We start from the raw sequence: 13018 nt of genomic DNA on the forward strand, positions 1-13018 counted from the left end.
GATAGTTCCCACCCGCCTGGTATTATTTCCCCGCGCGTAAGATTCTCGCGTTACTATAACCGCGCTTTTGCGCTTGTGCGAGTCCCGCTTTGGCATCATTTTCACTGGCGTAAGGGCCGTATCGCACGCGCCAGATATTTCCGCTGCCGTTGGACATCACTTTGGCGCCAATTTTTCGTGCCAAAATATTGGCCCGGTTCTTGTCACCGAAAGCGGCAACTTGAACGACATAATCGCCGCTCCTGGAGGTCGCCGGCTTCGCGGGGCGACGTGTGACCGTCTTTCTCGGTTGATTGGCTTCTTCGACAATGAACCGACCATCGCGCGATCCACTGGATCTCTGGGCTGAATCGCCAGTAGGGACATAAGAAGCGCCTACACCACTGGTGTTCACCGGAGGGGACGGTTTGGTACTGCGCGCTTGCCGTACCGGTGTCCGGGCAGTCGGTAATTTGGCGAGATTTTTGCGTAAAATGGTCAAAAGCGAATCTGGCGTTGGAATTCGTTCAGTCGCTATCCCGCCATTGCGAAGAACCTCGCGTTCTTGTTCATTGGGATTGACCTTACGCACGCGGACGCCTGCGACGCCTTGTTGATCAATGCCCAGTTGCTTGGCTGCGCCATGCGACAAATCGATAAGCCGGTCATTGGCAAATGGACCGCGATCATTCACGCGCACCAAGATTGTCCGTCCAGTGTCGAGGGCCGTGACTTCAACATAGCTGGGCAATGGCAATGTTTTATGAGCGGCACTAATCCCTTCAGGATTGAAGCGTTCACCATTGGCGGTGGGATTGCCCGCCAATTCTTGGCCATACCAACTCGCATAGCCCACATTATCATAGCTTGCGACATCTTCCGGTGTGTATGTTTTTCCGCCAATTTTATAGGGTTCACCAATTTTGACCGGTCCATCGGAGACAGTTCCATAAGCGGCATTGGCTGATGGCGCCGGTGTTGGAACACGAACATCTACATTGTCGTTTATCCCATCCATTGTACCGCAGCTGCCTAAAAAGGCGGCCAGTGCACTGACGCTTACTATTCTACTTGCGAATTTCATCTGCCAAAAGCCCCACTGATAACGCATAAAAATTTGAACAATTATAGTCTAATATCACACGATAATTGCCGGTTAGTAAATATGCGGTCTTGCCCGGCCCATCGGGCTCCAGCAATGTCGCCAATGTGTCATTACTCAGCCGCCGTCCGCTGATCGGCGCGACGCCCAAGCTACGCCATTCTGCCATAGATTTCCATTGACTATGGCGTTCATGGACCCGTGGGCAGCGCACTGCTTTTGTTTTGTTTTTAATCGCTTGGCGATTGAGCCCATTGGGCACGCGCACTGCCACGCCCCAAGGTTCTCCGCGCCGCCAACCGGAATTGACAAAATAATTGGCAATAGATGTTACCGCATCGGCTTCGCTGTTCCAAATGTCCGCATAGCCATCGCCATTGCCATCTTTGGCAAGGCGCAGGTAGACCGAAGGCAAAAATTGTGGTTTGCCCATGGCCCCTGCCCAACTGCCTTTCATGGCAGATTGCGGCACGCCGTTATCGATCATTTTCAACACGGCCAAAAATTCAGCTTCAAAAAGCGAACGCCGCCTGCCCTCATAAGCCAAGGTTGCCAAAGCGCGAGGAATATCAAAATTACCCGTGATCCGACCGTAATTGGTTTCATGCCCGTAAATGGCCATGATCATGGGGCCAGGCACGCCAAAATCGCGCTCCACTTGTGCCAGTTTGCCGATGAGTTGCCGATATTTCGCTTTGCCGCCGTTAATCCGCGCAGCATCGACATGGCGTCGTTTATAAGGCGCAAAAGGCGGTATAGCACTGTTCGGCTTGCCGCCGGGTTGTGACTGATCCAGTTGAATAACGCGCGGATTATAGGTGAGGCTAGGCAAAACGCGATCCAATGTGCGTTGGCTGACGCCCTGCCGCAGAGCCTTCTGTCCAACCTGCTCCATATAGTTGCTAAAACCGCTGGACGATTGCGCTACCGCTGCATTGTTATTTGGAGTGGATGGCAAACTGAAAAACGCGAGAACGCCGCAAGCAATGACCGTAGTGAAACGCATGAAAAACTTCCCTTCTTCAGCATGTTGTCGCACAAACCGAGCCGCAGGGGAATCCCTAAATATCGCAGCTAGACAACATATCGGCGGATATTCCAAATTTTAAATCTTTTTACAGCTTTGCGATAATTCGATAAATTCTTTGCGCTTTTAATTTGAGGGCGCTAGGAGGCGTTCGGCTCGCGCGGACAGGTGGCAGAGTGGTCGAATGCACCGGTCTTGAAAACCGGCGAGGGTGCAAGCTCTCCGTGGGTTCGAATCCCACCCTGTCCGCCAGCCATTTTCTAAATTACGCTTGTAGCGCTTTTCCGAAATTGCGGCGCAACCGGTACACCTATGCTTTCTGCAATCTTACAATATTCTCAGATTTGTAGGCTTATCTTCCCATATTTTGGGGAGCCTATGCTCAACCTTCTTCCGGTCAATCTGTCTTTTTTGGCTGAAGATATAAGAATAATAATGCAAGGACCGCCGGCAAAGTTTGGACTATCGCAATGCGCATCGTCACGGTTACCCCACCAAACAGGCCGGCCGCCGCCACAAATAGCAAAAAGCAAGTCGCGACCTTGCGTTGCCAGAGCCTGTCCTTAATCAATAAAGACCATAAGAGACCCGCCGCTAGAAATGCATTATAGAGGCCTTGATTGGCTGCCATAGCGATGGTGGGCTCGAACAAATCCCTAGGAAAGTTTGAAAAAACCTCCGGTCCACGAGACGTCCAGGCAAATATTTCGAACCACGCAATATATAGATGCAGAAGCGCGATTAACCCGATCAAAGTCGCTGCGAGTTTGGACATATTATCATTCTCCCGTGCTGATATGTTCTTATAGGAGCTCTGTTCTGACGCACAATGGCATGCAGTTGGACTACTCATGGAGACGGCAATATGGAGGCTGACAGTTTGAAGAATTATTGTCTGTCTTCTTCCGCGAACGGCATTGGGATCAAAAAAAGTAAGGTGCGCAAATTCACGAAGCCGACTTTTCTTCCCCTACCCTCGAGATTGCACGATTGGCGGCTAATTTGCCTTAGATGCGGGATTTGCACCTTCGATTAGATACCAGGGTGTTTCACCATAGGGGGCAGGTTCGATACCAAATAACCAGTTCAGCGCCTCTCTGGCGCTATGATGATAAATTGTACTGTGCCTGTCCTCTTTCCGGCGATCGACGTAATTCACTTCCAAACCCTTTGACGGGCTTTCCGTAAGCGCCAGCAAAAGTTCGTCCAAACCCTTTTGCATTGTGCCACCTTCATTAGCCATCGTCACATAAAGACGGCGGTCAGCGCTATCGTGTTTTTCCAAGAATGTTTTGGCATTTTTCGCCAGATAGCGATCATCCCACCAGAGGCTGGGAGATATACTGACATAATCATCAAACATATCAGGATTACGTAAGAACACTTCCATAACGAAAAGCCCGGCGAGAGATTCTCCCATCACCACTTTTCTGCCGGTTTCAAATTTTCCTTGAACGAATGGCATAACTTCCGTTTCGATATGCCGACGAAAATCATCTCCATTTGCAGTTTGCCATTCCGCAAATTCAGTCTGATATCGCGGATCGGTTGCTGGATAGCTAATTTCAGGACGACGGTTATGGGTCTTGATTCCGACGACAATCGTCGGTTGACGCTCGGCATTCACCAAAGGCAATTGCGCCAGTCCTGCTATATGATAAAAATCTTGGTCTGTTCCACCGTCGATGAGATAAAGGACCGGCAGTGGACGAGCGAAATAACCTTCGCCCCACTCCGGGATATCCGGAACATAAATATTCACTTCTCTCGGCTCGCCATATATTTTGGATGGTATGAGATATTGTTGGCCGAATATTATCGGTTGTGCCTCGATTGCAGCCTGAGCTTTCGCATCTGATGCCTGGAAATTTTGAACCGAAAAGAGAAAAATTGCGCCAGCGAAAATGCTTGAGATTTTTGTCATGATTAGGGTGTGATGGTAGGAATAGCTGTAGTCAATCCTTAATATCCAGCCATATAGGCCAGATAGGTTTATCACACTTTCACATCCGGTCGTGCGCTCAAAGCGGATATTAGCGATGTGGCGGCTTAATCCCGACAGCGGACATTCGTAAGAGAAATTCCAATAAACTGTCCTGCAGAAAAAATGGTTACTCATGTGAATCTTAGTAACACGATTTTACTAGTCCCTTCTGGCGGGGTTAATTTTCAATGTGCTTATTGGAGGCAGGCGAAAGAAAGCACTCAATATATTTCGTCGGATCCTCGACGGCTTTCCTCCCAAATTGAATGTCGTCGAGGATCAATCTAATGGTCGTTGGAAAAGATTGGCACCAGCTCGGTTAATCCGGCTGATGCATCTTCCCAAAATCGCGATGACCATCGGCATGCCAGCATCGCGTTATTGGCATATCAGACCGTGCGATACCGCGTGTCATTGCAACAAGGGTGGCCTTCGATCACAGGTGGTATTGGAGCAACAAATTCTTTGTAGAGCGCATCTGCGACGTCTTTCAAACGCGCGGCTACAGAGGGCTGCAACGTGTCGTTCATCTGATCCTTATGTTCAGTTATTCGGTGGGTATCGCAATGTCCGTATTTGCGCCCAAAAACCTCTTTTCTTTCGATCCAAAACCCTATGATTCAACTCACATGTTGATCAAATAATATTGGATTTCCATCGGGATCAGCGAGCATGAAACTGGCAGGGCCTTGCCCCTCGGGTTCTGCTTCGCTGAGGAATTCGATTCCTTGCGATTTTAGATTGCGTTGCAATTCTCGAATATCGGTGAAATCCTCCAGCGATTGTGCCTCGTTGTTCCAACCAGGATTGAAGGTCAGCATATTGTTGGGAAACATATCTTGGAACAATCCGATAACAGTGTCGCCATTTTTCAGGATCAGCCAGTTTTGCTCTTTGTCTCCGCCAAAAACTGTAAAACCCAGTTTTTTATAAAAATCTTCCGAAGCGTTCAGATCTTTGACAGATAGGCTGATTGAGAAATTTCCAAGTTGCATAGGATGTTCCTTTCCGATTTCAGGGTATCTATTTCTAATGTGGTGAAGAGATGCTAACCACGATTTTTGTAGGATTGGAAGTCACCCACATGGGTGATTTCGATAGTTTCACCCGTTCAGACCATTGGAGAGGCAGCGTGATGGTCACAATATATATTGCGCTCCTGGTTAGAGCATCGCGTATTTCAAGAACTAGCCGCGTCTTAACTCAACCAGTTTTCAACAGCCTTCTGATGATTTTTTTGCAAATGCATAAGGCCTGTTTCGATCGAACTCACGCATTGTCCAGCGCTGATCCAACGTGTCAAATTGGGTGACCGAAGCCTGAAAATAATGACAGGCCTCCCCTCGCCTGCCAGCCCGTCTGTAGATTTCTCCGAGATCTTTAAGTTGAATTGCGACGTCTCGGTAATAGCCAGATTGATCGGGATGATCGTCCGAAAGGCGCTGGCGAATTGCCAATGCAGCCTTACCGCCCTCTATCGCTTGTTCATATTTTCCTGCCGAAGCAAGCGTCACAGCGCGCTGTCCACCCGCGATGGCTAGCAAACGTAAACTTCCCAAATCATCCTTGTCTGCTTCAACTAGCCGCTTCATTATCGAGTAAGAGGTGTTGAGCGCTGGCAGCGCTTTCTTCGTTTGACCAATCTCATCCAGCGTTCCGCCTCGAATAAACTCCACCCCCGCCAAAGCGCGGTCTATCGCCAGAGAACTATTGCCCTCATCCATGGCTTTCGAAAGCAATCTCCGCGCAATATCCGCTTGTTTGACGGTTTCGAGTTTTTTGTCCTGGAAGTGATAATTTTTGGATTTTAATCGATAAATATTGGCTTCGATCAAGACGGTTTCTTCCTTCTTGCGAACCGCAGCGCTTAACTTGTCTATTTCAACCAGAGCGCGATCATAAGCGACTAAGGAAGGCGGCTGTCGTTCCGACCACATCAAATTTTGCCCCTCGTTTACGAGACCTTTTATACGAGCTGTAATACAGCGGTCGCGATCAGAACAATCACGATCCAGAATGGGTTCAATGGATCGCGCAAAGACAAGGCCCTGATCAAATTTTGAGGTTAAGTGAACCATCGTATTGGAGCGCTCAGCGCGCAACTCAGCAAGCGCTATTGCAACGTCCTCATTGGCCGGGTCTGCGTCGTATAGAGCGGTGAGAATGTGATCGGCGCGTTCGTAATTGGCCAAGGCTTGCTCGCGCAATCCAAGCGTGCCGGGCCCTACCCCTCCTACGACATCGGCTAGTCGCTTATAGCCTGTAGCCGCTTCAAGCTTAACCGTGTCCGGTGAATTGGGATCCGCGGTCAAAGCATCCAGATAATGTTGTGACGTATTGGCCAGTAGGCGCCTCGCTGAAGTGGAGCCTGGCACTGCGTCGACCGCATCGTAAACCTCAAATAACATGACTTTGGCGATGGATCGGGTTTCCGTAAATCTTCTTTCCGCTTCGGCCCGGGCAAATTCAGCTTGGCTATATGCCCAACTCGTTCCCCCGATACCGGCGATAAGCAGCAGAATAACTGCTGCGGTTGCACCGACTGCAAATTTTTGGCGCATGACAAATTTCCGAAAACGATATTTTGAGCTACCCGAAAGAGCTCCGACCGGAAAACCATTGCGAAAATTGGCGATATCATCACTCAAACTCCGAACCGTGGCATAGCGATCCTCCGGCGCGCTGCTGGCCGCTTTGGCCGCTATGGCGTTTAGTTCCTGTTCGCCAAACTCCCGGATTAGAACCTGCAAGATACGACCGAGTGAATAGATGTCAGATAAGGTATTTGCTTCCGCGCCTTGCGATCGTTCCGGTGCACCAAACCCGGGCGTGAGACTGAGGCCGCTAAAGGTGGAGGCCTCTGGACTATCATCTCCCTCTTCTTTCGGTCGGGCAATGCCAAAATCGATCAGCTTGACTTGATCTCCTTCGGTTATCAGCACATTGCTCGGAGTAAGATCACGATGGATTACCAGATTTTGGTGCGCAAATTCGACGGCATCACAAATTTGAGCAAATAGATTTAGTCGCCGATCAAGATCAGGCTTTTGTGCCTCGATCCAGTGAGATAAAGAAATGCCATCGACATATTCCATCACAATGTAAGGAGAACCATCTTCCTGTTCTCCGCCGTCATGCAAATGGGCAATATGCTGATGGTTGAGCTGCGCCAAAATTTGTCGCTCGCGCCGAAAGCGTTCGACCAGTGCATCAGATAGTAATCCTGGCTTGATAAGTTTAATAGCGACAATATGATCGAAATCATCTGATACCCGCTCTCCCATATAGACAGAGCCCATTCCGCCTCGCCCCAATAGCCTTAATATGCGGTAAGCTCCGATTTGTTCTGGGGCATTTTCGACTTCTTCATCCAGAGAGCTGGCGCCGCCGGTGCGAAGGGACATCAGAGAGTTTTTATCTGCTTCTAGGAGCTGAAGCGCGCGTTTTTTTGTCAACTCGTCAGAAGTGGAATTGGATAGGAAAGATTTACGATCTTCGGGCGCTTGTTCCATCGCTAGTTCGAACAGCTCCATTGCAGCCAGTTCCACTGAGGGTTTAGAGCCTGTCATATTTCAATCTTTCAACCGATCATGTAACCAAGCCCGTGTAGATACCCAGCGTCTTTTTACCGTTGCCTCAGACATTTCCAGCACCAAAGCGATGTCGGCGATCGACATCCCGCCAAAAAAGCGCATTTCCACAATTTCAGCGCGCTCTTGATCCATCGTCTTCAATTCATCAAGCAACCAATCTAGAGTGAGAAGTTCAATCGGACGATCCCAAACACCAATATTAGTGACCAACGTAACTTTGGCATGATCCCGTTTTCCGCTATTGCGTTTGCGCGCTTGATCGACCAGCACTTGGCGCATAATCCGCGATGCCAAAGCCAAGATATGGGCTTTGCTCTGCAGGTCGATTTCTTTCAACTTGGAAAGCCGGATAACGGCTTCATTGATCAGATCGCCAGTCGACAATGATGAGTTATTTTCACCGGCCAATTTGGCAGCTGCGATTAACTCGAGTTCTTGTTGCAGATCGGAAAATAGCTTGTTTCCAGCACGGTGATCACCGCTCTGCCATTCATTCATCAACGCCTTATGGTCTAATGCCCCCGACATTCTACACCCCGCAAATTTTGGCCACGTTATTGCAGATTGCGATGTTTTTCTAGACACTTGTCGTTGGGAGGTCGTCAAGAGCGAGAGAATGAGAAAGTTAAACCAAAATTTTAGCCGCGCACCATAGGATGCAAAATAAGCCTGCAAGAGAAGCATCTCCGGACGGTTTACATGATTTTCAGTCCGATGTTCGTTCATTGGAATCTTTCCGGCCTTTGGCTTTTTTGCCCATCTCTCTTGGCGCGAATTTAGGGCAAAACAGGTCAAAGAAATTCGAAGAAATCTTCAATAGTTAAAAAATTCTAAATTTTTTGAGCCGTTTTTGAGCGTTTTCACGCCTTATCGTCTGAGGTCGTATCTTTCGAATGATAAGTTTAGGGGAATTTTCTATGAATATACAGAAGAGCTTAGCGACCATATGCTCGGCTGTTGCGATCGCAGCTGTGGTGACACCAGCACAAGCTGCGACTTTTATCTATAATGTAAATTACGATGACAGCGGCGTGGCAACGCTGGCGCCCGGTAGCGATGATTTGCAATTAATTGATCTCGTGGCCGGTGACATGATCACGTACACGCTTTCGGCAACCGGCAGCAATGGCTGGACTGTATTAAATGACTTTGCGCCGAATTTCACTTTTGCCTTGGCACTTGATCAATCTGCAATTCGGACCGTTGACGTCGATCTGAACTTGAACTTGAACGGCAGTTCGGTTTTCTTCCAAAGCGATACTAACCTTGATAATAGTTTTGTCCATTTGGGACCAAACACGACGCCATTAACGGCGGGATTGCAGTTTAACGAGGTCACCTTTGATCTCACCTTGTTAAGCTCCCTCGATGAAATGGATCCCAATATTGAGATCGATACGCGGGTCGCGACCCTGCTGCCAATTTTTGGAGCACCTGAACAAGAAGCGGGCATTAGTTTCAGCCCGCTGCAGGTTAGCGCCGTTCCAGAACCCATCAGTTGGGCAATGATGATCTGTGGTTTCGGCCTGGTTGGTAGCGCCCTGCGTCGCCGCAAAACTAGTGTAAAAGTGAGCTATGTTTAAAGGATCAACAGTTTGCCCGGTGGTCACATTAGAGTGATCTGACGGGGATTAACGAAGATTATTCGAGAGGAGAAGTCGATTGCCAAGCAATTGACGGTGAACAAGGTTTTTGATGAATTTAGCAATCTGCGACCCGTGCTAATTTCGTCAAAAGTGACGCCAAGCGGGTGTCAGGAGTAGTCGGAACCTCATCCGGCTACTCCATTTTTCTGTTGTTTAGGAATTGCAATTCCGAAATAGTAATCTTTGGGCCGCACCATTGTTTGGAGAATCCATGTTGCGGTCACCTGCGTCAAAATTAACCGTTGGATCTCGAAATCATTCGTATGCGCCAGAAATCCGCCAATCTGGTTTCAGTATCAACAAGATCAAGCTTTTGGCCAGCGGTTCGGCTGCGATATGCGCTCTAATTTTGGCCGGCGTGCCGCATTGGGCTTACGCGCAAGTCGGCGCTCCCAGTGTGAATATTCGCCATTCCCCAATTGATATGCCTGGCAGTGCCCGCGGCCCCATGGTTGCTAAAAATCAATCGCAATTGCAGGCTTTGGATTTGGCCTCGCACGATATTCACATGTCAGCGCCGACAATTCCAATTCAGAATAGCATCTCGGTCAGCACGCCGGTACCGGCTGTAGATCGGCCGCAAGCCTTTATCAGCAATGCCGGAAACAATGTCCGCGCAACCGCTGTTTATGATGATAGGAAAATTAATTTTACGGCAGGTGCAAATGAGGATCTGGTAACAGTTTTTGCGCCGGAATCGATTATTAACTGGACAACCAATGTGTCTGGAGCTGCGGGTACACAAGTCGATTTTCTTCCTGCCGGTGGTCGGTTGCGGTTCTCCGGAGATGGTTCCGATTATACCGTGCTCAATCGCGTCTTTACACCCGGCTTTGACAGTGCGGTGCGGATCGACGGCACGGTAACAAGTGATATTAATGGTGCCCGTGGCGGCAATATTTGGTTCTACAGCCCAGGCGGGATTATTGCCGGTACCACCAGTATTTTTGACGTTGGCAGTCTTGTGCTGACTACCAATGATATTGACACGACAGACGGCTTATTTGGGGACAGAGGGGAAATTCGGTTTCGCGGTGCTGATATTGGGCCTGGATATGCCATCCCCGCTGTCGTGATCCAAAATGGGGCGCAAATAAATGCTGTCAATAATGGGAGCTATCTGGCCGTGGTCGCGTCGCGGGTGGAACAAGCCGGAAGTGTGGATGTCAACGGTTCGGTCGCCTATGTCGCTAGCGAGCAAGCCGATCTAACCATAGATAAGGGCTTGTTCGATATAACGATCCCCGTGGGTAGCGGCACGGCCGACGCCAATGGAATTGTTCACAGCGGAACAACCACCGGCTCCGCCAGTACCAATGAGAGAACAGATGCACAGGCAATCTATATGGTTGCTGTTCCCAAAAATTCAGCTCTCACAATGTTGGTGGGCGGTAATATCGGTTACCAACCAGCGGTTTCGGCGAACATCGAAAACGGCAATGTCGTCCTTAGTTCCGGGTATAATGTTACTGTTGATAACAGGCAAGAACCGATACCCGATATCGCCGACAATCCTGTTCAAGCGCATTCCGGCAATATTGAATTCCGTGCAGGTGGCTTCACTTCCGCCGTCACAGCAGCTTTAAGTGGCGACCTGGCTACCAATAGCGCAGGAACACTAGATTTTTCTGATGATCTTTCCCTAACCAGCATCGCCGATTTTGCTATAACGTTCGATGGTTTGGATCAATTTTCTGTGGGTGGAAACACGAGCATCAGAACTGATGGCGAATTTTCTATCAGCCGGGATGTGGATAGTCTTGGTATATTAAATCCACCGCAAATAGTTGACGGGATGGATATTGTCAGTCCTGGCAATATCGTCATCAACGCAGTCAGAATCGATGTAGGCGATTTGACGGCGGGCGGATTTATTGATCTTGATTCCCAAACCGATATAAATTTCGGGGTCGGATTGGCCCAAACGGGCTTTACCATTAACGCCGCTACCGATCTCACTTTTGCTGAAGCGAATACGCAATCCGGTAATATAAGCATTTTTGCTGACAACATCGCCGGTGGATCTATCCGTGGTGGTCTGGATGGTAGTGATAACGGGAACGATTTTATTTTGGTGGGTGCCGCTGGCAACGTGGCGCTCACCGGTACTGTCGGATCATTGGACCGGACAACCATTACTGCTGGCGGTGATTTGAATATCGCAACCATTCAAAACACCCAAAGTGTTACGCTAACCGCGACGGGCAATGCTATTGTTGATACGCTCAACACAGCAACCGAAGGTGCAATCATCAACGGTGCTTCCGTTATTTTGAACAACGGAGATATTGCTGCCAACCTTACCCTCAATGCCACAACCATAGACGGCGTTGGCAATGACACGGTCACAATAGGCGGGCTAGCAGACTTTAATGCTACCGGTGATATCACCTTTGAAACATTCACCGCTGGCACCGGGTTTGATATTGACAGCACAACTGGAGATGTAAACTTCACCACAGTCAACACGCGGTCTGGCAACATCACCATTGATACACTCGACGGTGATATCACTGGGGCAATCATCCGAGGCGGCTTAGACGGTAGTGACGGCGGCAATGATTTCATTTTGCTCAATGCTTCAAGAGATATTACTCTTACAGACACTGTTGGTTCACTCGATAACACGACAATCACTGCTGGCCGCAATTTGGATATCGCAACCGTTCAAAATACCGATTCTGTTTTCTTGAATGCAAGCGGAGCCGTTGTTGTTGATACGCTCAACACTGCCTTTGGATCGGTGACCATCTCCGGTCCTTCTGTTATTTTAAATAGCGGAGATATTGCCGCGGGCTTGACCCTCAATGCCACAGCCATAGACGGCGTTGGCAATGACACGGTCACTATAGGTGGGTTCGCAGACTTTAATGCAACCGGTAATATCAATATTGAGTCGTTCAACGCTGGAACGGGCATAGATATTGATACAATCGGCGATGTGACTTTTGTTGAAGCGAATACTCAGTCTGGCAATATCAACATTGATGCGAATAACATCACCGGCGGTTCGGTCCGTGGCGGATTAGATGGTAGTGACGGTGGTAATGATTTTATCATACTGAATGCTGCGGGAAATGTCGCGCTCACTGGAACGGTTGGATCACTCGATGGGACAACAATCACTTCCGGTGGTGATTTGGATATCTCTACCATTCAAAATACCGACAATGTTATTCTGACCGCTGGCGGCGTTGCTGTTGTCGATACGCTTAACAGCACAGCCGCTGGGGCAATCGTCAACGGGACGTCTGTGAAATTGAACAACGGCGATATCGCGACCAATCTAACGCTCAACGCGACAGCGGGTGATGTTGCTGGCAATGGCGTTATTAGTTTAGGCGGCTTTGCCAATTTTGATGCCACCGGGGATATCGCTTTTGGAGCTATCACCGCAGGTACCGGTTTCGATATTGATATTGCCGGCGATGTTAGCTTTATTGAAGCCAATACGCGCGCTGGTGATATCACAATTGATGCGAACAACATCACCGGCGGTTCGGTCCGCGGTGGATTGGATGGCAGTGATAATGGCAATGACTTTGTTATTCTCAATGCTGCAGGCAATGTCGCACTCACTGGAACGGTTGGTTCGCTCGACGGAACTACAATCACTTCCGGTGGTGATTTGGATATCTCTACCATTCAAAATGCGGACAATGTTATTCTGACCGCTGGCGGCGTTGC

The 13018-nt window shown here is 49.1% G+C and carries 9 protein-coding genes, 1 tRNA gene and 1 pseudogene; 3 read left to right on the top strand and 8 right to left on the bottom strand.

What is annotated here, in order from left to right; translation table 11 throughout:
* Window positions 1-22: 22 nt before the first annotated feature.
* Together ABJU74_RS03960 and ABJU74_RS03965 are read right to left on the bottom strand one after the other, a co-directional pair.
* Window positions 23-1063 (bottom strand): septal ring lytic transglycosylase RlpA family protein, encoded by a 1041-nt coding sequence (locus ABJU74_RS03960; RefSeq protein ID WP_348382817.1) that lies wholly within the window; start codon window positions 1061-1063, stop codon window positions 23-25.
* Window positions 1047-2087 carry a lytic murein transglycosylase gene (locus tag ABJU74_RS03965; RefSeq protein WP_348382818.1) on the bottom strand — a complete coding sequence of 347 codons (1041 nt, stop codon included), beginning with the start codon at window positions 2085-2087 and terminating at the stop codon, window positions 1047-1049. The genes ABJU74_RS03960 and ABJU74_RS03965 overlap by 17 nt, the downstream gene beginning before the upstream one ends.
* 183 nt (window positions 2088-2270) lie before the next feature.
* On the opposite strand from ABJU74_RS03965, the gene ABJU74_RS03970 reads away from it, so the two are divergent.
* Window positions 2271-2360, top strand: a tRNA-Ser gene (locus tag ABJU74_RS03970).
* A gap of 145 nt (window positions 2361-2505) precedes the next feature.
* Here the strand turns inward: ABJU74_RS03970 and ABJU74_RS03975 are convergent.
* The 6 genes from ABJU74_RS03975 to ABJU74_RS04000 all read right to left on the bottom strand — a co-directional run bounded on the left by ABJU74_RS03975 (window position 2506) and on the right by ABJU74_RS04000 (window position 8213).
* Entirely contained in the window at window positions 2506-2883 is a 378-nt protein-coding gene (locus ABJU74_RS03975) for a DUF1304 domain-containing protein (protein WP_348382819.1), read from the bottom strand.
* 222 nt (window positions 2884-3105) lie between these two features.
* Window positions 3106-4227, bottom strand: a complete 1122-nt coding sequence (locus ABJU74_RS03980) for an alpha/beta hydrolase-fold protein (protein ID WP_348382820.1) — start codon at window positions 4225-4227, stop codon at window positions 3106-3108.
* Between the two features lie 254 nt (window positions 4228-4481).
* Complete coding sequence (locus tag ABJU74_RS03985) at window positions 4482-4622, bottom strand: hypothetical protein (RefSeq protein WP_348382821.1); 141 nt, start codon at window positions 4620-4622, stop codon at window positions 4482-4484.
* Between the two features lie 90 nt (window positions 4623-4712).
* Entirely contained in the window at window positions 4713-5087 is a 375-nt protein-coding gene (locus ABJU74_RS03990) for a VOC family protein (RefSeq protein ID WP_348382822.1), read from the bottom strand.
* A 219-nt stretch (window positions 5088-5306) separates the two neighbouring features.
* Window positions 5307-7661: a protein kinase gene (locus ABJU74_RS03995; RefSeq protein WP_348382823.1), complete on the bottom strand. Its 2355-nt coding sequence runs from the start codon at window positions 7659-7661 to the stop codon at window positions 5307-5309.
* Between the two features lie 3 nt (window positions 7662-7664).
* Window positions 7665-8213 (bottom strand): ECF-type sigma factor, encoded by a 549-nt coding sequence (locus ABJU74_RS04000; RefSeq protein WP_348382824.1) that lies wholly within the window; start codon window positions 8211-8213, stop codon window positions 7665-7667.
* Window positions 8214-8602: 389 nt separating this feature from the next.
* Here ABJU74_RS04000 and ABJU74_RS04005 point away from each other — a divergent pair, with 389 nt between their 5' ends.
* On the top strand, window positions 8603-9268 hold the full coding sequence (locus tag ABJU74_RS04005) for a PEPxxWA-CTERM sorting domain-containing protein (RefSeq protein WP_348382825.1): 666 nt from the start codon (window positions 8603-8605) through the stop codon (window positions 9266-9268).
* A gap of 274 nt (window positions 9269-9542) precedes the next feature.
* Window positions 9543-13018: pseudogene (locus ABJU74_RS04010) on the top strand (hypothetical protein); the annotation flags it as partial.

It is taken from the genome of Parasphingorhabdus sp., assembly GCF_039982415.1.
Taxonomy (GTDB): Bacteria; Pseudomonadota; Alphaproteobacteria; order Sphingomonadales; family Sphingomonadaceae; genus Parasphingorhabdus.

What these genes read in the sequence shown, in the direction of transcription:
- ABJU74_RS03960 (WP_348382817.1), bottom strand. Translation starts at nt 1,063, where the DNA reads ATGAAATTCGCAAGTAGAATAGTAAGCGTCAGTGCACTGGCCGCCTTT.
- ABJU74_RS03965 (WP_348382818.1), bottom strand. Translation starts at nt 2,087, where the DNA reads ATGCGTTTCACTACGGTCATTGCTTGCGGCGTTCTCGCGTTTTTCAGT.
- ABJU74_RS03975 (WP_348382819.1), bottom strand. Translation starts at nt 2,883, where the DNA reads ATGTCCAAACTCGCAGCGACTTTGATCGGGTTAATCGCGCTTCTGCAT.
- ABJU74_RS03980 (WP_348382820.1), bottom strand. Translation starts at nt 4,227, where the DNA reads ATGAGTAACCATTTTTTCTGCAGGACAGTTTATTGGAATTTCTCTTAC.
- ABJU74_RS03985 (WP_348382821.1), bottom strand. Translation starts at nt 4,622, where the DNA reads ATGAACGACACGTTGCAGCCCTCTGTAGCCGCGCGTTTGAAAGACGTC.
- ABJU74_RS03990 (WP_348382822.1), bottom strand. Translation starts at nt 5,087, where the DNA reads ATGCAACTTGGAAATTTCTCAATCAGCCTATCTGTCAAAGATCTGAAC.
- ABJU74_RS03995 (WP_348382823.1), bottom strand. Translation starts at nt 7,661, where the DNA reads ATGACAGGCTCTAAACCCTCAGTGGAACTGGCTGCAATGGAGCTGTTC.
- ABJU74_RS04000 (WP_348382824.1), bottom strand. Translation starts at nt 8,213, where the DNA reads ATGTCGGGGGCATTAGACCATAAGGCGTTGATGAATGAATGGCAGAGC.
- ABJU74_RS04005 (WP_348382825.1), top strand. Translation starts at nt 8,603, where the DNA reads ATGAATATACAGAAGAGCTTAGCGACCATATGCTCGGCTGTTGCGATC.